Annotated in this window: 12 protein-coding genes; all 12 read left to right on the top strand. The window is 49.8% G+C overall.

The genetic code is table 11. The annotated features are described in order from the left end of the window. Positions 1 to 162 precede the first annotated feature (162 nt). The 12 genes from APU02_RS17590 (at position 163) to APU02_RS17535 (ending at position 21,164) form a co-directional block, all read left to right on the top strand. Complete coding sequence (locus APU02_RS17590) at positions 163 to 729, top strand: fimbrial protein (protein ID WP_042290365.1); 567 nt, start codon at positions 163 to 165, stop codon at positions 727 to 729. A gap of 90 nt (positions 730 to 819) precedes the next feature. Continuing rightward, the gene (locus APU02_RS17585; RefSeq protein ID WP_239692880.1) at positions 820 to 1,545 is read left to right on the top strand and encodes a fimbria/pilus periplasmic chaperone; all 726 of its coding nucleotides are present in this window, start codon (positions 820 to 822) and stop codon (positions 1,543 to 1,545) included. Between the two features lie 34 nt (positions 1,546 to 1,579). Further along, entirely contained in the window at positions 1,580 to 4,168 is a 2,589-nt protein-coding gene (locus APU02_RS17580) for a fimbria/pilus outer membrane usher protein (RefSeq protein ID WP_060570788.1), read from the top strand. After that, on the top strand, positions 4,165 to 5,169 hold the full coding sequence (locus tag APU02_RS17575) for a fimbrial protein (protein WP_060570787.1): 1,005 nt from the start codon (positions 4,165 to 4,167) through the stop codon (positions 5,167 to 5,169). The genes APU02_RS17580 and APU02_RS17575 overlap by 4 nt, the downstream gene beginning before the upstream one ends. A 24-nt stretch (positions 5,170 to 5,193) precedes the next feature. Then, a complete protein-coding gene (locus APU02_RS17570) occupies positions 5,194 to 6,930 on the top strand; it encodes a ShlB/FhaC/HecB family hemolysin secretion/activation protein (protein ID WP_060570786.1) in 1,737 nt (578 codons plus the stop codon). A 14-nt stretch (positions 6,931 to 6,944) separates the two neighbouring features. Then, positions 6,945 to 15,431 carry a hemagglutinin repeat-containing protein gene (locus APU02_RS17565; RefSeq protein ID WP_060570785.1) on the top strand — a complete coding sequence of 2,829 codons (8,487 nt, stop codon included), beginning with the start codon at positions 6,945 to 6,947 and terminating at the stop codon, positions 15,429 to 15,431. 381 nt (positions 15,432 to 15,812) lie between these two features. Continuing rightward, positions 15,813 to 16,256, top strand: a complete 444-nt coding sequence (gene cmtB, locus APU02_RS17560; protein ID WP_042290323.1) for a PTS mannitol transporter subunit IIA — start codon at positions 15,813 to 15,815, stop codon at positions 16,254 to 16,256. 27 nt (positions 16,257 to 16,283) lie between these two features. Beyond that, positions 16,284 to 17,663: a PTS mannitol transporter subunit IICB gene (locus tag APU02_RS17555; RefSeq protein ID WP_060570784.1), complete on the top strand. Its 1,380-nt coding sequence runs from the start codon at positions 16,284 to 16,286 to the stop codon at positions 17,661 to 17,663. A gap of 23 nt (positions 17,664 to 17,686) precedes the next feature. Beyond that, positions 17,687 to 18,964 carry a zinc-binding dehydrogenase gene (locus APU02_RS17550; RefSeq protein WP_060570783.1) on the top strand — a complete coding sequence of 426 codons (1,278 nt, stop codon included), beginning with the start codon at positions 17,687 to 17,689 and terminating at the stop codon, positions 18,962 to 18,964. Continuing rightward, positions 18,961 to 19,932 carry a class II fructose-bisphosphatase gene (glpX, locus tag APU02_RS17545; RefSeq protein ID WP_060570782.1) on the top strand — a complete coding sequence of 324 codons (972 nt, stop codon included), beginning with the start codon at positions 18,961 to 18,963 and terminating at the stop codon, positions 19,930 to 19,932. Before APU02_RS17550 ends, glpX begins: the two co-directional genes overlap by 4 nt. Before the next feature lie 15 nt (positions 19,933 to 19,947). Continuing rightward, positions 19,948 to 20,457 carry an MltR family transcriptional regulator gene (locus APU02_RS17540; RefSeq protein WP_042290313.1) on the top strand — a complete coding sequence of 170 codons (510 nt, stop codon included), beginning with the start codon at positions 19,948 to 19,950 and terminating at the stop codon, positions 20,455 to 20,457. Continuing rightward, entirely contained in the window at positions 20,454 to 21,164 is a 711-nt protein-coding gene (locus tag APU02_RS17535) for a nucleoside/nucleotide kinase family protein (RefSeq protein WP_060570781.1), read from the top strand. The genes APU02_RS17540 and APU02_RS17535 overlap by 4 nt, the downstream gene beginning before the upstream one ends. The last annotated feature ends 251 nt before the right edge of the window (positions 21,165 to 21,415 follow it).

Genomic DNA, 21,415 nt, shown 5'->3' with positions numbered 1-21,415 from the left:
CTTATATATCAGCTGTATTCAAACTTAAACAGTCCAATAACTATTCATAAAATAAATATTGGTCCATTTTAGGATTTTATTTAGGACCGGAATGTAGTTGACACAAGCAAAAAAAACTAGAATGCATCCTCATTTCACTATTATTTTATATATGGATATAGTATGAATTATATTGCGAAAAGTGCATTACTGACGGTTCTCATTTGCGCCGGGAATGTTGCCGCTGCGGAAGATGGAACAATTACCTTTGAAGGGACGATTAGCGATGCGACCTGTACAATAACGGGGGGCGATGCTACCGGCACCTCCACGACCCCGGACTTTACTGTACATCTGCCACCCATCAGCATCACGGCATTAGCGGCGGATGGTGAGCGTGCAGGGGACACACCATTCTTTATTAAACTCAGCGGCGCAAACTGTGCGAACGGAAAGGTTGCCAGCGTCTTCTTTGAACTCGCGCAAAGTACAAATATCGACAATGCTACCGGTAACCTGAAAAACACCGTTGCTGCAGATAGCGGCGGCGCGAATAAAGTGCAGGTGGGTTTGCTTGATGCTAATAAAGCGATTCTGAATCTGACGACGGCCAACGAATCAGCGATCACCAAAACGGTGAGCGGTAATACTGCGCAGTTTGACTACTGGGCGCAGTATGTTGCTACCGGCGGCGCGGCTACCGCTGGTGAGGTCAGTACTGAAGTGGTTTATTCCATCAAATATCAGTGATCCCCTAATAAATTAATCATGTATTAGCCAAATGGCGGAGAACATCCGCCATTAAATTCATCTGAAGGAGCAGGTTGAATGATAAGGAAGTTGAGTGTCGGTATCGCGGCGGTGTTAAGTCTGGCTTGCTCGTTTCAGGCCATGTCGACGATTCAAATTATGACGACGCGCGTTGTGCTTAATGCGGCAGAAAAAGAACAAAGCGTGCGTATTAACAACGTGGGGGCCCAGCCCACATTAACGCAAGTGTGGCTATCTACCACAGAGAAAAACATCGGTGCCGAGAAGGAGCAGTTACCCTTCTTTATTAACCCGCCGGTAGCCCGCATTAACAGCCAAAAAGGGAAAGTATTCCGTATCTTCCAGACCGACGAGGCCATTAATAAATACCCTAAAGATCGTGAAACCATGCTCTGGTTGAACGTATTAGATATCCCACCTGAATTACCTGAAGATGCGAACAAGAATCAGATAAAAATGGCATTCAGGACGCTGATTAAATTCTTCTACCGTCCGGCAGGTTTGAAAGGAAACCCGATGGAAGCGGCGGATAATTTAACATGGGAATTACAAAAAACCGCGAAAGGCTATGCCGTTACGGGTACGAATAGATCGCCTTATTACGTCAGTATGACGAACGCCTGGCTGCTCAACGCCGAGGGTAAAGAGAGTGAAGTGGAAGGACAGATACTTGCGCCATACAGCCAACTGACTTACCACTTTCCGCAGGTTAATGCCGTACAGGGAAAAGGCGTATTTAAATATAACTACATTACCGATTTAGGTGCTTATATCAAACGTACTTATACGTTCTAAACGTTAAGGATATTGTTGCCAGGATGGTTGCTGCATGTTCCCTTTTATTAAAAAAGATATAACACAACATCAAATCAAGCGACTTATGACGACCTGGGTTGCTGTTGCGGTACTGTCCTCATTTTCCGCATCGGCGGCGAGTGAAGGCCAGGCCATAAATTTTTCTCGTGGGTTTATGAAGTTTTATGATAGCGGAATTGACCTCACGCAGTTCGACGGCAAAGACAAAATCCTGCCCGGCAACTATAAGCTGGAGGTCTACAGCAATCGTACAAAAATTGACGCATGGATGATCACATTCGTTGCGGCGCAAAACGAACAGGGGGTCAACGCCTGCCTGAAACCCGAAATGATCATCCGCTTTGACGTTGATACGTCAAAGCTGCCGGAGAACTGGAAGAACGCAGACTGCATTATCCTGCCGGCGTTAATTCCTGGCGCTACCGTGAAATACAACCAGGACGATGAACAGCTTGACGTCACCATTCCTCAGGCGATGCTGTTAAATACGCCGGTAGGGTATATCAGTCCGGAATTATGGGATGACGGTGTGCCTGCGTTAATGTCTTCCTACACCTTTAGCGCAACCAGCGCGCGCTATCGACCAGGGGAGGATAACTCGAATTACCTCTACGGTAACATGCACAACTCGTTGTCTTTAGGGGCGTGGCGTTTTACAACCTATGACAGCATGATGTCCGGCAGTGATACGAGTGAGTCTGGTATACAACATATTCAGGCTTATGCCGAACGCGCCATTGCGCCGATTAAGTCGACAATTGTGTTGGGCGATCTCAACACCACTGGTGATTTTTTCGATACTACGGCGCTACGGGGTGCGCGCCTGGCGACGGACGATCGGATGTTACCGGATTCCGTGCGTAATTACGCGCCTGTAGTGCGTGGGATTGCGAACAGCAACGCCACGGTTACTATCACGCAGGCGGGGAATACGATTTTCGAAAAAGTCGTCCCACCGGGCGAGTTTGCGATTAGCGATCTGTATGCCACCGGTTACAACGGCGACCTGGAGGTCACCGTCAAGGAAACCAATGGCGATGAAACGCATTTCTCCGTACCGTATTCCAGCGTCCCGCAGTTGCTGCGAGAAGGCTATTCACGCTACTCCGTGTCTGCCGGCGAGATCCGCGACACGTGGCTTTCCGAGGATCCGCAACTGCTGGAAGGGACCATCCAATATGGTCTGCTCAATAACCTCACGGGTTATCTCGGTGGGCAAAGCGCTTTCGACGGCGACTACGCTTCATTAATGGCAGGTTTAGCGGTGAATACCCGCCTCGGCGCGCTGGGTCTTGATGTAACACGGTCTTTTACTCACTTCGACGAGCAGCCGGAGACTCAGGATTGCGGTACGTTTTGCGATATGAGTCTGCGGATAAGTCTGGCGAAGAGCCTGCCGGATATCGGCACCAACTTCAGTTTGGTCGGCTACCGTTATTCGAGCAAAAATTACTACTCCTTGTCCGATGCGATAAGCCTTAAAAGAAGCCTTGATACGGGCGATACGGATTACTATCCATCACGCTATCGCGAGCGTCTTGAAGCCAACATCAATCAGACATTACCTCCCGGTTGGGGAAGTTTTTATGTAAGCGGATTTGTTGGCAACGTCTGGAATGATGAGTTAGGACAGAATGAAAAGTCCAACTTTGTCGTTGGGTATAACAACCAGTTTGGCAGAACGACCTGGGGTATCTCTTTTGGCCGCACGCATAGCGAAGATGGCGAACGTGAAGATACGGTTTATCTAAACGTCAGTCTGCCGCTTGGCAACCAGTACGACAGAAACGTGCGCCTCGGCGCAAACTTTAGCTATAACAGCGACGACGCGAATTTCCGTACCTCCTTAAATGGCTCTGCCGGCGAGCGTTCGCAGTTCGGTTTTGGCGGTTACTTCAGCCAGTCAAACCAGCCAGAAACCAACTTCGGTATGAACCTGTCCTATACGGGAGAAAGTGCTTCCGGCGGCGTGACCTACAGCCAGTCCAGAGACAGTTTCATGGCAGGCGTGAACTTCAACGGCGGAATGGTAGTGCACCAGGGCGGGGTTAATTTTGTGCCAATGCTCGCTGATACCATTGGTATTGTTGAAGCGAAAGGGGCTGAAGGATCGCATGTGTATCCGGACTCGAATGCAATCATTAAAGATAATGGATATGGGATTATCAGTTATCTGTCACCCTACAGATACAATGAAGTGTACGCCGATCCTAAAGGTACTCGCTTTGACGTAGAAGTCGATGATACGCGCCGTACAATTGTTCCTACCGCCGGGGCAGCCGTCCTCATAAAAATGGATGCGCAAAAGGATAAGCAAACTTTTGTCCATTTCGTATTGAATACGGGGGAGATTATTCCTTTTGGCGCGCCCATACTCAATGGCGAGGGGGATAATATTGGCATGGTGGGCCAGAATGGTCTTGCTATGGTTTCACTGCAAAAAGGGAAAAATACGCTTTTAATTAAATGGAAAAAACAAAAGCAGTCATTCCAGTGCCGGTCAAGTTATGACGTGACTGAAAAAGAATATAATGCTGATGAATCAGAGAGCGCTTTTAAAGCTGTCGATATTCATTGCGAAAAGGAAGAATTAACAAAATGAAACGGATTTTATCAGGGCTATTGATGTTAGCGGCGGGCATACTGTTTTCGGTCAGTAGTAATCAAGCTTATGCTGCGCTTTGTGAATTAACGTCACCGTTGGCGATGTTGAATATCACAGATGATATTACACTTAAGCCTGCAGAGAAGGGGGCTGCAGGTACTGTACTCTGGAGTAAAACCTTTTCGGTGCCGGATATTAGCTATAAGTGTAATAGCGCTACGCAGTCAACCTGGCATTCCTCTTATACGCGCAATTACATTACCTCGCAGATCGATAATGTCTATGTCACGGAAATTCCGGGTATCGGTATCCGCATGAAGTGGCCTACTCAGGCCGCTGACGCCTGGTTACCCGGTAACTCAGGGGCTGCGGTGACGTGTGCTGCCGGATGTTCGATAAAAAATAGCACGGTGCTGGTCGAGTTTGTTCAGACGGGGACGCTCAATGCTGGGGAGAGTTATATTCCGGTAGGAAGCGTTGCAGAGGCCTCGGTTATTCCGACAGCAGATTCCAGCGATAAATTATCCATCTTATCAATTAATTTTGGCACGGCGATTAAAGTTAAACCCTATTCGTGCACTCTTTATCCATCAACAAATTATATCGATTTGGGAACCTATAGTCTGGCTGATTTTGTTAAAGATAATTCGAAGCAAGGGGATAAAAAAGAGTTCACTATTACTGTGACCTGCCCCGAACCCGCAAACGTCAAGCTGCAGTTTGACACAGTGATTAACCCACAGTTCGCTTCTCTCACAGGGGTACTGGGTGTTGAGACAGGCGAGGGATACGCGAAAAATTTTGCGATACGTCTTTATGAAAAAAGCCGTTACAGCTCTACTGCGCTAACGCTTGGACAAGCTAAAGAGTACCCGGTCACATCAATGCGGACCAATACCTATCAGGCACAAATATATGTGCCGGCCGACATCCAGCGCGATTCGCAGCTGACAGCCGGAAAAGTTGTGGGCGTTGTTGTATACACAATGATTAATTAAATATAAATATCAGGGAATGATGTGATGATATATTCACGATTTTTATTAAAACAGATGGTTTTAATTGTGCCACTTTTACAAGTGGCACATGCCGCTATGTTTCCCGGTCAGCAAAATAAGCAAGAACTGGACAGACTCGAAAGACAAAGTAATCAGTTCTTAATTGAAGAGGCGAAACGTACAGAAGCGCTTTTGCAAAAACAAAGAGCGCTGCGCGGTAGCGAAGAAGAAGGCGGGCTGCCAGCTGATTCACAGTGGAAATTTAAAGTCGATAAAATTGTCATTCTGGATGACGCTCGGTTCGACAGCTCGCCGCAACGAGAAGAAATCGTTCAGCGCTATGTGGGAAAGGAACTGGGAAAAGCCGAAATTTTTTCGTTGGTCAAAGAACTGACGGATTTTTATATTGCTCGTGGCTATGCTACAACCCTTATAAGTATTGAACCTGGTAATATTAAAAGCGGCTCGTTAACGCTTCGTGTACTGTGGGGAAAGATTAACGATTTTAAAGTGAACGGTCAAGAACCTTCATTTCGTGAACACACGCGTTTATTTACCGCCTATCCCTTTGCCAAAGGGAAGGTGCTCAATATGCAGGATATTGACCAGAGCGTGGAAAATTTATTACGCGTATCGGATGCTGACAATATTCATGTTCAGCCCTCGGTGATTAATGGCTATTCCGATCTCAATTTACTGCATCAGCCATCATTTCCGGTATCTCTCACCGCAGGTCTCAATAACTCGGGCACTCAGGCGGAGGGCTGGCAGCAATACTATGGCAGTTTTACCGGTAAAAATATTGCCGGGCTAAATGATATTTTTAATGCTTATTACTCCTGGAACAACCTTAATAATCCGGATGACAAACAGGACTCCTGGTCTTTTAGCTATGGTGTCCCATTGGGATACTGGGGATTTGATGCGAATTACTATAAATCTCAATACACTAAAAGCATTGATGGTGGGTACGACATTTATGAGTCAGACGGAAACTCAGAACGCGCGTCACTGCGTATAAGCCGTATGCTTATGCGTGGTGCAACCGGTAAAACAAGTGCGTGGATGAAAGTTGAGCGCCGGGATAACTACAATGGAATTGAACATTCGCAAATTGATGTCAGTTCAAAAAAATACACCTCGCTTGCTACTGGCCTGACGTATGTCGGCGCGCTGGGCGGTGGTTGGGTCTATGGTGATATTGGCGTAACGGCTGGGGTTCCATGGTTTGGTTCTGCCTGGAAAGGCGATCCGGACCTGGAGGGTTTTGACCTCAATTATATTAAATATAACGGCATTGTCAGCTGGACTCGCCCTCTTTATAAAATGGGAAGGCTGGGGGTTACGTATGAATTAAACAGTGGCTTCCAGTATTCGCCAGATGTGCTGGTGAGTGACGCAAAAGTCACAATTGGCGATGAATATACGGTTCGGGGCTTCAAAGACGATAATGTAATGAGCGATAGCGGAGCATGGATCGCAAATACTCTGCAATTCCCTTTTGATGTGGGTGTGGCTGGTGTTTATCAGTTGACGCCTTATATGGGCTACGATCTCGGATTCACTAAAGATAATTGTCCTGAGGGTGTCGATGCGTGTGATGGGCAGTTCATGATGGGCGCGTCAGTAGGTATCAAAGCAAGCGGTAAATATTTCTCCTCCTATGTTATGGCAGGTTGGCCCATCAGAAAACCAGATTCAATGGATGAACAGACTGTAGATGATGCAGTTGTCTATTACAAAACGGAAATTACTTTTTAATTTAGGGACACATTATGAATCGACAAAATGTTAAAGCTGAGAAGTTGAATGCCAGCAACTTGCATAAAAAACTTGGCCCATTATATCTGTCATTGGCGAGTATTTTATCGCCTGCCGTTGAAGCAGCCACCACACCGGACAATCGTCAATCAAACGGTCCCACGATGGGCCAGACGGCGAATGGCACGCCGTTGATTAATATCGCTAACCCTAATGCGAAGGGCGTTTCATTAAATAAATTCACTGAATTTAACGTTGACCAGAAAGGCGTTGTCTTTAATAACAGCATGCAAGAAGGCGTGACCAAAATTGGAGGTTACGCGGTTAAAAATGGTCAACTGCAGCAGGAAGCCAGTGCGATTATCAGCGAAGTCACAGGTGCGAAGGCCTCGTATATTAATGGCACGATGGAAGTTTTCGGTAAAAAAGCCGACATTATTATTGCGAACGAAAATGGTATTAGCGTCAACGGCGCGACGACCATTAACGCCAATAGTCTGACCCTCAGCACCGGTAAAGTACAGGCAAATCAGGACGGTACTTATAAACTTGCCGTCGATAAGGGAAACATCACCGTCACCGGGCAGGGTATTAACACTGAAGGCTTAAGCTATTTTGATATCGTCAGCCGCAGCGCCCAGCTTGAAGGCGAAATCGCCGGTAAGGCAGACCTGAAGGTTTTGGCCGGACAGAACGACTATGAGCTTGCCAGCCGTAGCCATACCGTTCGTAGCCAGGGCGATGGGCAGGGGCCTGCTGTTGCTATCGATGGTAGCGCGCTGGGTTCCATGTACGGCGGTAAAATTCAGTTAATCAGCACCGAATCTGGCGCGGGTGTGCGCCACGCAGGTGGTATTATTTCCAGCGGTGATTTAGAAATTAGCGCCGACGGGGATATCACGCTGGCCAGCCTGCACAGCGATAAAAATATTACGCTAAACGGCAACAATATTGCGACCACCAAATCCAGCAATAGCGCGATGGGCGTTGAAGCGCAAAATGACATTGTGTTTAATGCGCTTGCTGGCGTTATCCTCAATAACGATGTGATTTCCTCTGCGGGTAAGATCCGTATTGACGCCAGTTCGCTGGTGCAAAATGCCGCCTCGCTGATTACCAACGCGACGGCGACGACCTCTGTACCAGCCATCCAGATCAACGTTGCCGGACAATATACGCTGAATGGCAAACTCCAGGCGCTGGATGCAAATGGCAATATCATCAGCAATGGCGTTGTGACGCTGAAAAAGGGTGACTTCGTCGTCCTGGTGGACGGCAAGGAAGTCGCGTTCAGCTCACTGGTATCGGATGTTCAGGTTATCAGCCACAGCGGAGATATTCAGATTACCGCTGGCAGTATGACCAATAACGGCGGCTCTGTACTGGCGAAAAAAGGCACTTTGCAGGTTAATCTGACTGGCGCGTTTGAAAGCAGCGGTGCCGTTAACGCCAGCGGCAATATCGTTATCGCTTCCGGATCGGCGAAAAATAATGGCGTGATCTATGCGTCTGGCACCCAGACGCTCACCGTTGGCGACCTGGATAACAGCGGCCGAATCTTTGCCGATAAAAAACTGGTGATGAATGCCAGTGCCCTCAATAACAAAGGGGTAATCGGCGTCACGCAAGGGGAAATGCAGCTTGCCAGCCGCGGAAACCTTATCAATAGCGGTACGATCAGTAGCGACGATGCAACCATCGATGTAAGTGCTGAAGGTGATATCGACAACAGCGGCAATATCATCAGCAATAAAAATGACGTTACCGTCACTGCGAAAGGCAAGTCGCTGAAAAATACCGGCGCCATTGAAGGCCGCAGTATCGCGCTAACGACTTCTGATGCAGATGCCACTCTTGAAAACCGCGGCACCGTGAATGCTAAACAGAAAGTTCAGGTGAAGACCGCGAAGCTAAGCAATGCTGGCGGTACGCTCAGTTCGTCGGGCGATATGGAATTGAAGGTGAGCAAGCAGCTCGCCAACACCAGCGGCGGTGAAATTCTGGCGGCGGGTAAACTGTCACTGGATGGCGAAAACGTGACGACAGTGGTGAATGACGATGCCGGTTGGATCCAGGGCAAGTCCGTTTCGTTGACCAATCTTGCGTCGCTGTCTAATACCCAGGATGGGGTTATCTTAGCCACGGAAGATCTTACGCTTACTGGTATTAATACGCTGACGAATGACGCATCGACAATTCAGGCGACGACGCTCCTGCTCGATCAGATTGATACGCTTGATAACGTCAATACCGGGACAATCTACAGCGGTGATAGCTTGCAATTGTCGAATATTGAATCCCTTAAAAACGATAATTCCCAGCTGATTGCCGAAGGCGCTCTTTCACTCAGCCATCTGTCCGACATTTCAAACCAGAATGGCGCGGTGGTGGTCAGTGGCATGCAGCTTGCCATCAACAATGTTGATTCATTAACCAACAGCGGTGGCGCGGTGATTCAGGCAGGTGGCGCGCTCAATATAACTTCCGTTGATACGCTGAATAACGCTTCCGACGCTTCCATTGTGGCGTCAGGCGATATGACGTTTGACGGCGTTCGGGAACTGACTAACCAGGCTGTCATCCTTAGCAACAGTGCGATCACCCTGCAAAATGGCGATACGCTTAAAAATGAAGGCGTTGTACAGGCCGGAACCGATCTGATTATCCGCAATATCAGAAACCTGATTAACCAGGGGAGCGACCATGTGTTAATGGCCTTGCGTAACCTGACGATTGAAGATGTGGATGCCCTGACCAACGCCGACCAGGCCGTGATTACAGCAAGTATGCATACTGTACTCACTGCGATCGGTCTGCTGACGAACCTGTCAGGTTCCTTGATTCAGGCGGTTGACGGTACGCTGACTATCGCCGCGGATACCTTGACCAACAGCGGCGGCACGGGGGAATACGCATCAACTCTGGTCGCGGGCGGCGACCTGACTATCGATGCTAATAATCTGACGAATGATGATGGCGGCGCTATTGTCTCGTCTGATAATAACCTGACGCTGAATATTGCGCAGGTTTTAAATAACACAAATTCGGCGGTAATCGTCGGTGGCCGAACCACCACGCTGAACGTGACGAACGGTGATATTAACAACAGCGCTGATTCGCTTATCGCCGGTTATGATATTAACGTCAACGCCAGGGCTATGGCGAATGACGACAACTCGTCTATTGTTGCCGATCGCGATCTGACGCTCAAACTGGCCAGCCTGAATAATACCTCTGGTATTCTGGAAGCCGGGCGGATTTTGTCTCTTGATCTCGACGCCAGTTTGACCCTTGACAATCTCAGTAAAAACATTCGGGCAGGAAGTGAGCTAAACATTTCGACGCAGGGTGATTTTACGAACAATGCCATGCTGGAAATCATCGGCGATATGAACGTGGACGCCGAAGGCGACTTCGTCAATAACATGTCCATTGTCACCGGCGGTGATTTAGATATTAATGCGAAGAATGTGACTAATGGCGCGCAAAGTCTGCTGTGGACAATGGGCGATTTGAGTCTTGAAGCGCGCAACGGACAGTTTATCAATGCCGTTGGCGGCAATGTGCTTAGCATGGGTGATTTGTCAATTATCGCGAAAGAAATCTGGAACCAGGCGGGGATAATCCGGGCAGAAAAAGATATTTATCTGGATGCTGAAGTCATTACCAATGAAAGCACCTACAGCGGTGATGAAATTTCAGTCACTGGTGCGCAGATTGCGACTGTATCGTATGAGACGATCGAACATGCATTGACGAAATCTTTTACGCATATTGGGTTAGATATGCCGACCGTCACATCCGGCCTGCAGCTGGAAAACCAGGCGGAGATCAGCGCAGGTGGCAATATCAATATCAACCAGCGTGATATTTACGATACCCACGATGTGTTTAATACCGGTGGTCTGATACAGGCGGCGAAAGATATCACCATCACGGGTAACGTCTATAACTCGCCGCGCTATGGCGAACTCACGCTTTACGATTACTTGCAACTTCCGCTCAGCAAGCAAGGATCCCTTACCTATCGCTGGGAGCTTGCATCAGAGCACCAGTCAAGCTGGGAATTCGATACGCTTTATCAATTCCTTGACTTTGAATTCGGCGGGGGCAGTGCGGCAAACAAAATTGACTCAAAAGGTGGCGGCACTGATGCGGAAAAAGAGCTCTGGTTTAACGCAGTAGTGATGTTAGGTAATCAATCAACATTATTTAACAGCATGATGATCCGAATTTTCGGCGAAAACTGGCAAACGTCTAATTATAACAAATTGTGTAATATTTGGGCGCAACAAACCGCATCAGACAATGCAGGGCTGAAGGCCAATAAAACCTATTATGTGCCGCAGGAAAAAGGCGAAATTACCGCTGGCGGCAACTTCACGCAGAATGGTGGGGTGCTGGATAATGGTATTGCCGGGGCAGGGGTGATTAACGCCAACGCCAATATCAGCGATATTGATGTAGGTGATTATACCGTTGACACCGTTATTGCGGGCTATGATGTTAACGTCAATACCAAAACTATTGATGAGCTGTCCATGGGTATCAGCCCCATGCCGACCATCAAAGATATGATCTCGATCCCGGGAATGTTTGAAATCTCCACCGATTTCAAGAAAACCACAGAAGCGGCGAAAAATGGCGAGGATTATCCGGGACCCGCTAACAATATCGTGCCGATTTTTGAAACCCGTCCATCAATGATAGACCAGAGCGGTTATACCGGATCGGACTATTTCTTTGATCAGGTGGGTTACGATCCGCAACAACCGGTCAATGTGATCGGCGATAATTATTTTACCTCTGAGCTGATTCGCCGCGAAATTTCCGCTTCGGTTGGCAGCTTCTTCTCAATTCGCGACGGCCTGGAGGGCGATGCGCTTGTCCAGGCATTAATGGATAACGCAGGTGAAGCGGCGAAGGATAGCGAGCTTGGCCTGGTGGTTGGCGAACCGTTGTCTCAGGAGCAGCGTAACAATCTGGATAAAGATATCGTCTGGTTTGTTAACCAAAATGTAAACGGTGTGGATGTATTGGTTCCGGTTGTTTATCTGTGCCCGGAAACGCTGCGTCAGATGGAAAGCGGCGACGTTAACGGCGGCAGCGCGACAATCCATGCTGGTAATGACATGAACGTTGATGCCAGTGAAATCAACAATATGAATGGCTCAATTTCGTCTGGCGGCGACATGACGCTGGTCTCTGACGGCGATATTAATAACGTCAGTAACGGTATGAACTCCGGTATTTCCGCGGGTGGCGATATGAGCATGACGACCACCAATGGCGATATCAACAATAATGGCGCGGCTATCAGTGCCGACGGTGATATTGCGATGAGCGCTGAAAATGGCGATATCACCATGACGGCAAGCGTGGGTCGGGGTGAAGATGGCAAGCAGATTATTCATGCCTACGACGATGGCGTGACTGCTGGCGGTAGCATCAGCATGGAAGCGAAATCAATCACCTCAAACGCGTCAGATATTACCGCGGGTCAGGATGTCAATATGAAGGCCACAGAGGGGGACGTGACCTTCAACGACCTGCATGAAATTGATGCGACCCGCACCATTGATAACGATGTGCAAAATGCCTTTAATTTCTCGTTATCAGATACCTCCACCACGACGGGCACCGCTATTGGCAGTAATGTGTCGGCTGGCGGGAATATGAACATTGAGGCTAAAAATGATGTTGTGATGGAAGGCGGCACCTATTCTGCGCAGACCGGCTCGATCTCGGCAGAAAACAATGTCACGATTAAAACCTCAGAGGATGTCTCTCATTCGGAAGAACACACCTCCAGCCGCGAATTCCGTATGGGGGCTGGAGTCAGCGGTGGTGGTCAGACTGTGGAAACGGACTATGGCACGATGTCGGGTGGGTCTAATACAACCACGACAGGCGATTACGTTAGTGCCGGTTCACAATCCGATACGTCGGCTATCGGTAAAAAGCCTGGACGCGCGCCGGTAAACGATACCGCGGGTTTCAGTCTCGAATTTAATTCTCAAAGTGATTCTACCGTTATTGACAGTAAAAAGAATACGAATGCCTCAATCAGTTTTGCCGAGTCGGGATCGATCAACGCCAATAAAACCGTGGATATCGGTGGGGCTGACCTGAGCGCGGGCGACTCTCTGAGTATTAATGCAGAAGATGTCGCCAGCACTAAATACCTCGATGAAGAGAAGACCACCACCACGCATAAAGAGATGAATTTCGGTATTTCTGGCGAAGCGCACAGTACCCTTGCCGATTCCGCCGATAAGGCCGGTAACCTGGTCGAGAAATCGCAGGATGGCCAGGAGCTTAATGCGGGGACCACAGCCGCAGAAGTGCTTGGCGATGCGTCGAATTTGTTACTTAACGATATTGCGGGCGCGTCCATAACGATTGGCGGCGGTTCGAAGAAATCGACATCCACTACCGAAACGACATCGGAAAATATCACCAACATTAATGCGAAAAATATCTCTATCAATACTAAAAAAGACACCACCCTCAATGGTGTCGATATTAAGGGCGAGGAGGTAGAAATTAACGCCGGTGGCGACGTGTCGATGAATGCGGCGAAATCGACTTCCAGCTATTCCAACTCCAGCGAAGAACATTCTGGAGGGGTCACGGCAGGCGTTGGTGTGGATCTGACCGGAATCAGCGGCGGTGCGTCCGTTGACTACAGCGGTAATAAAGAAAATGGTTCCGGTGATTCAACCACCTACACTAACAGCACTATTACCGCCGATAACGTGAAGATCAAGACCGGCGGCGATATGTCCATGACCGGGGCAAATATCGAGGCCAATACCGCGGATGTCGACGTGGCAGGGGATCTGGATATTACCTCCGTCCAGGATACGGTTCATACCGAAAATGCCCGACAGAACTGGGGAGCGTCGGTGGGTGTCGCCGTATCGGGTAAAGGGGTTACGCCTACCGCTGCGGTAAACGCGGGTGGTGGCTCCGAGGCGCATGACGCAGCGACCACGGCAAAACAATCTGGCATTCACACGAATGGCGAAGTGAACGTGAAAACCGGCGGCGACCTGAACATGACAGGGGCGAATATTGTCTCTGAAGAGGGTACCGGCTCCGTGAACGTGGCTGGCGACATTAACGCCCGAACCCTCGAAGACAGTGTGGAACAGGATGGTCTGTACGGTGGCGGTGGTGTGGGTATCGGTGGCGTGCCGGGCAAGAAAGACGGCGTGCCATCGGCAAACCTTTATGTTGATACGGTTGATGAAATTCATCGTGATGAAACGCAAAAATCGACCATTTCCGTTGGTGATATCACCAGTAAAGGCACGACCGGCGAGATTAATACCAATAAAGACGAAATGTCTGTCGTCACGCGTGATGAGAAGGAAGCGGGCAACAATATCTCCTTTACGCTGGCCGATCCGGGCATCGGTAAGAAAAATAAAGGCAGCTATGATCTTGATACGCCAGATGCGCCTAAGAACAAAGGCAACGGTAGCACCGGCGAGAAAAAGACAGATTTCACTCCGGGCAAACCGCCGCGTAGCGAAGACGTTCCGGCCGTCACGCCGCAGAAGGCAGACGATCTGAAACCGGCGCCGAAACCGGCAGACAGCGAAACGAAGACGGACACCACGCCGTCGCAGACCGCGCACAGTGAAGACGTTCCGGCCGTCATGCCGCAGAAGGCAGACGATCTGAAACCGGCGCCGAAACCGGCAGACAGCGAAACGAAGACGGATACCACGCCGTCGCAGACCGCGTACAGTGAAGACGTTCCGGCCGTCACGCCGCAGAAAACAGACGATCTGAAACCGGCGCCGAAACCGGCAGACAGCGAAACGAAATCGGACACCACGCCGACGCCAGCCGCGGCTGATACTACGACGCCGACTAAGAAATGGCCTGTTCCGAATACGAACTACCCGACGCTGTCTCCAGGTTCCGCAACCGGCAAAACCGGAATGGACACGCCGAAGACGCCGAAGCACAAGCAGTGGAACGGTGACATGACCAACGGCGTGGCGCCATCTTCCGGCAACGGCGACAGTGCCAAGCTGTCCCCGGGATCGTCTACCGGTCAGACCGGAATGGATATGCCGAAAACGCCGGAGCACAAGCAGTGGAACGGTGACATGACCAACGGCGTGGCGCCGTCTTCCGGCAACGGCGACAGCGCGAAGCTATCACCGGGATCGTCTACCGGTCAGACCGGGATGGATATGCCGAAAACGCCGGAGCACAAGCAGGCGAACGGTGACATGACCAACGGCGTGGCGCCGTCTTCCGGTGATGGCAGTGACGTGAAGCTTTCTCCTGGGTCTGCAACCGGTCAGACGGGTATGGACATGCCGAAAACGCCGGAACACAAGCAGTGGAATGGCGACATGAGCATGTCCGGCGTCACGCGCCATAGCGACATGCCGCGCTGGGTACCTCTGATGCGTGAAACCACCATCGACGCCTACGCAACTGTCATCATTCAATTTGATCACTCGCTCTTGAGCTAAGTCGTCCCTTTCCCCGCCATATCGTCTGGCGGGAATTTACACATTACCCCCTTAGGCCGTCTGTATTCACAGATGGCCTTTTTTTTACGCGATTAATGCGTAACGGCTTCAGGGGGAGTGGTAATTTTTTTAATGATGGCAATAGCGTATTTGCGATCACCATTGCAAAATGAACATTAATTTATATTCAAAAAATGCAATTCACATCACGTAATTACAGTTGCTTTTTAATTTTTTGTTTTTATATCATTGTTTTTATTTGCTTTTATAAAACACGCTTCTTTCTCGCCCTGACGTTGACCCCTGTTGCTTTCATTTTATCGCGCGCGTATTTTATTTTCAGCGCAACATTGTACCCTAAAAATAAAATAAGGATTACGTATGCGGTTGATTGATTATTTTCCTGAAGCATCTATCTCGATAAAGTCATCGGTAGAAAATTGGCAGCAGGCCATTGATTTTTGCATGTCTTCCCTGCTGACTCATCATTATATTAATTCAAATTATATTCAGGCTATTAAAGATTCGACTCTCAGCAACGGCCCCTATTATATTCTGGCCCCCGGCGTGGCTATGCCTCATGCGCGACCAGAGTGTGGAGCGTTAAAAACAGGAATGTCGTTAACGTTACTCAAACAGGAAGTGCAGTTCAGTGAAGGTGAAGAAGGTATCAGGTTATTAATCGGTTTATCGGCAGCAAATGCCGATTCACATATTGAAGCTATCCAGGCATTAAGCGAGCTGTTATGTGAAGAACAAACGATAAACGCGCTGTTAGCGGCAAAGTCAGAAAAACAGTTAGCGGATATTATCGCTCACGCATAATTATTCTCTCCTTGACAGGATATTAATATGGAACACAAGTCTGCTCGTGCTAAGGTCCAGGCTTTTGGCGGGTTTTTGACTGCAATGGTCATCCCGAATATCGGCGCCTTTATTGCCTGGGGCTTTATTACCGCATTATTTATTCCAACCGGATGGTTGCCGAATGAACATTTCGCCAAAATTGTCGGCCCGATGATTACCTATTTACTGCCGGTGATGATTGGTTCGACCGGTGGACATCTGGTGGGGGGCAAACGGGGAGCGGTGATGGGAGGCATTGGTACGATTGGCGTCATTATTGGCGCGGATATCCCAATGTTCCTCGGTTCAATGATCATGGGACCGCTAGGCGGGCTGGTGATTAAATATATTGACCGACTGCTGGACAGGCGCATTCCTGCCGGTTTTGAAATGGTGATTAATAACTTCTCCCTGGGTATCGCCGGGATGATCTTGTGTCTGCTGGGGTTTGAGGTCATTGGCCCGGCGGTACTGGTTGCCAATAACTTTGTGAAGGAGTGTATTGAATCGTTGGTACATGCGGGCTACCTGCCGCTACTGTCGTTAATTAATGAACCAGCAAAAATCCTTTTTTTAAACAATGCGATTGACCAGGGCGTTTATTATCCACTGGGTATGCAGCAAGCCTCAGAGACAGGAAAATCCATTTTCTTTATGGTGGCGTCTAACCCGGGTCCGGGTCTGGGTTTACTGCTTGCGTTCACCTTGTTTGGTAAAGGGATGGCGAAGAAGTCTGCACCCGGCGCCATGATCATCCATTTCCTGGGCGGTATCCATGAACTGTATTTCCCGTATGTGCTGATGAAACCGTTGACGCTGATCGGCATGATTGCGGGCGGGATGAGCGGAACGTGGGTCTTTAATGTATTAGGCGGCGGGCTGGTCGCCGGGCCGAGTCCTGGGTCGATTTTCGCTTACCTGGCGCTGACGCCGAAGGGGGCTTTCCTGGCGACGATTGCTGGTGTTACGGCGGGAACGCTGGTGACCTTTGTGGTGACCTCTTTCATATTAAAAATGGAAAAAAATAGCGCTGGCGAAAGTGAAGATACCTTCAGTGATTCCACGAAAGCCGTCAAGGCAATGAAGCAGGAGGGTAAATTCTCTTACCGTGATGTGAAACGAATAGCATTTGTTTGCGATGCGGGAATGGGGTCGAGCGCTATGGGGGCAACGACGTTTCGTAAACGCCTGGAAAAAGCGGGATTAACGGTCGATGTCAAACATTATGCGATCGAAAATGTTCCCGAGGATGCCGATATTATCGTGACGCATGCCAGCCTGGAGGGGCGCGTTAAACGGGTTAGCGACAACCCCGTCGTTCTGATTAAAAACTATATTGGCGACCCGTTGCTCGACGATTTATTTCATCACCTTACGACGAAGTAATATTTCTGGTTTCTGGAGTAAATATGAAAACGAAAGTGGCAGCCATCTATGGCAAGCGGGATGTCCGTATCCGTGAATTTGAACTACCTGACATTACGGATAATGAATTATTAGTCAGCGTTATTTCTGACAGCGTCTGTTTGTCTACCTGGAAAGCGGCAACATTAGGCAGCGAACATAAACGTGTGCCAGATGATCTGGAGAATCATCCGGTGATTACCGGTCATGAATGTGCCGGGATCATTGTCGAAGTCGGGAAAAATCTAACCGATAAATATAAAAAGGGCGAGCGCTTCGTTTTACAACCCGCAATGGGCTTGCCGAGTGGTTATTCTGCCGGATACAGCTATGAATATTTTGGCGGTAATGCGACGTATATGATTATCCCGGAGATCGCGATTAAGTTGGGCTGCGTTTTACCCTATCACGGCTCTTATTTCGCCGCCGCATCGCTGGCGGAACCGATGTGCTGCATAATTGGCGCTTATAACGCCAATTATCACACTACGCCTTACGTTTACGAGCACCGGATGGGCATTAAACCCGGCGGCAACATCGCACTATTAGCCTGTGCCGGGCCGATGGGGATAGGCGCCATTGACTATGCCATTAATGGCGGGATCCAGCCGTCGCGGGTCGTGGTGGTGGATATCGATGAAACGCGACTGGCCCAGGCCAGCCGCTTGCTATCGGTTGAGCACGCGGCCAGTAAAGGCATCGAGCTTATTTATGTGAATACCGCCGGAATAAAAGAACCCGCTGCCATGCTTCGCGAACTCACGGACGGTAGCGGTTTTGATGACGTATTTGTCTATGCCGCTGTTCCGGCTCTTGTCGAACTGGCGGATGAGCTTCTCGCGGAAGACGGTTGCCTGAACTTTTTTGCCGGGCCGACGGACAGTCGCTTCAGGGTGCCGTTCAACTTTTACAACGTGCATTACAACAGTACACATGTGGTCGGAACATCCGGCGGTTCCACCGACGATATGAAAGAGGCGATTGCATTAAGCGCTACGGGACAACTGCAACCGTCTTTTATGGTCACCCATATCGGCGGGCTGGATGCGGTGCCGGATACGGTTCTCAATCTTCCCGATATTCCGGGCGGCAAAAAGCTGATTTATAACGGCGTCACGATGCCGCTGACGGCGATCGCTGATTTCGCGGAAAAAGGCAAAACCGATCCGTTGTTTCGTGAACTGGCGCGTCTGGTTGAAGAGACGCACGGTATCTGGAACGAAAAGGCTGAGAGATTCCTGCTGGCGCAATTTGGCGTGGACGTAGGGGAGGCTGCTGCATGATCTCTCTGACATGGCCGCTATTTCGCACAACGGAACAGGCGGCGCTGGCAGCCTGGCCGCAAACCGGATGCGGCGACAAAAACCGGATCGATGGTCTCGCGGTCAGCGCGATGCGACAGGCTCTGAACGAGGTGGCTATCCGTGGGAGAATTGTCATTGGCGAGGGGGAAATCGATTGTGCGCCGATGTTATGGATCGGTGAGGAGGTCGGAACAGGCAGCGGGCCGGAGGTGGATATCGCTGTCGATCCTATTGAAGGAACCCGTATGGTCGCAATGGGGCAGAGCAATGCGCTGGCGGTCATGGCTTTCGCCCCGCGCGGCAGTTTGCTTCACGCACCTGACATGTATATGAAAAAGCTGGTTGTTAATGCCCAGGCAAAAGGCGCGATCGATCTGGCGCTTCCGTTAGCCGACAATTTACGCAATGTGGCGGCGGCGCTGGGAAAACCGCTGGATCGCTTACACATGGTCACGCTGGACAAACCCCGGCTTCATCCGGCGATTGCCGAGGCAACACAGCTCGGCGTGAAGGTTTTTGCCCTGCCCGATGGCGATGTGGCGGCCAGCGTTCTGACCTGTCTGCAGGACAATCCGTATGACCTGATGTATACGCTCGGCGGTGCGCCGGAAGGGGTGATTTCCGCTTGTGCGGTCAAAGCGCTCGGGGGCGATATGCAGGCAGAGCTGATCGACTTTTGTGAAGCGAAAGGCGATACCGCAGATAATCGCGTGATCGCTGTCCGTGAACGACAACGCTGTGCGGAGATGGGCGTCGAGATTAACCGCGTCTATGCGATCGACACGTTAGTAAAGGGAAATGACATTCTCTTTAGTGCAACGGGCGTGACGGGTGGCGACCTTCTGAAGGGGATCCAACAGGTTGCGAAGGGTGTGCGCACGCAAACTTTACTGATCGGCGGCGCGGATCGAACGTGTAATATAATAGACTCTCTGCATTCATGGTGATTTATCGGGACACAAATGACGACGCTGACAGAAGACGATGTGCTTGAGCAACTGGACGCTCAGACCAATTTACTTTCGTTTATGACGACGGCACATGACATTTTGCTTCAGGGCATTAAACGCTTTCTGCCGTCGCTGTTTGTCGATAATGATGAAGAGATCGTGGAGTATGCAGTGAAGCCGTTACTCGCGCAGAGTGGGCCGCTTGATGATATCGACGTTGCGTTACGCCTGATTTATGCGTTGGGAAAAATGGAAAAATGGCTGTATGCCGACATCACCCATTTTTCCCAGTTTTATCGCTACCTTAAGGAACAGGACACGATCCCGGGCTTTACGGATGACATCACCTGGGATTTCGTCAGTAACGTAAACAGTATTACCCGTAATGCAACCTTATATGGCGCGCTTGAGTCGATGAAGTTTGCCGACTTCGCCACCTGGTCCGAGGTTCGCTTTACCGGCATGATCAAGACGGCGATGACGCTGGCGGTAACGACAATTTTAAAGGAATTAACGCCGTGAAAATCGGACTGACGGTTAATGGGCTGGACGTTACCGCGCATTACCACGACGATGAAATTGAAATCGTCCATAAACCCCTGTTGCGACAGCTGGCGAAAATAAACGCTGCGCATACTGGACAACGAACCCTTATTTTTCTCTGCGCCCCTCCCGGGACCGGCAAATCCACGCTAACCACATTTTGGGAGTATCTCTGTCAACAGGACGCCAGTCTGCCAACGATCCAGACTCTGCCGATGGATGGCTTTCATCATTACAACGCGTGGCTGGAGGCGCATAACTTGCGAGCCAGTAAAGGCGCGCCGGACACCTTTGACGTGGATAAACTGGCGCGCAATCTGCGTCAGATCAGGGAAGCGGAAGGCGCCTGGCCGCAGTACGATCGGCAAACCCATGAGCCGGTTGAAAATGCCATCCCGGTAACCGCGCCGTTGGTGATTGTTGAAGGAAACTGGCTTTTGCTGAAGGAACCGCGTTGGCAGGCGCTGGCGGAGTTTTGCGATTATTCGCTTTTTATACGCGCACCGGAAGAGGCGCTTCGATCGCGCCTGATCGCCCGTAAACTGGCGGGAGGATCGTCTCAGGGTGATGCCGAAGCATTCTATGAACGCACTGATGGGCCGAACGTGCGTCGGGTTCTGCAAAACAGTCGACCGGCCGACCTTACGTTAATCATGACGCCGACAGGTGAGTATCGGCTCTGCTAAGAGGACCGCCTGGCGTACGATTCCTGGAATCGGCGCCGGGGCAACCGCTATTACTCCTGGGTGGAATAATTTCTGCGAACCAGGGGCGTGAAATGTGATGTAAGTCATATGGCTGGCTTAATCAACTGGACAATCATTCCTTTTATTCCTCGTTTCGCTTATTCTAGCTGAAGCGTTTCAGTCGATTAAATGTTCGACAAATAATCAATCAGTCGCAGTTTGCGACAGGTAAGGTTTCCCTGAACGATGCG

The sequence above is a fragment of the Citrobacter sp. 50677481 genome (assembly GCF_001463265.1).
GTDB lineage: Bacteria > Pseudomonadota > Gammaproteobacteria > Enterobacterales > Enterobacteriaceae > Citrobacter_A > Citrobacter_A sedlakii.
The sequence above is the reverse complement of the archived record's forward strand: the minus strand, read 5'-3'. Positions and strand labels throughout refer to the sequence as shown.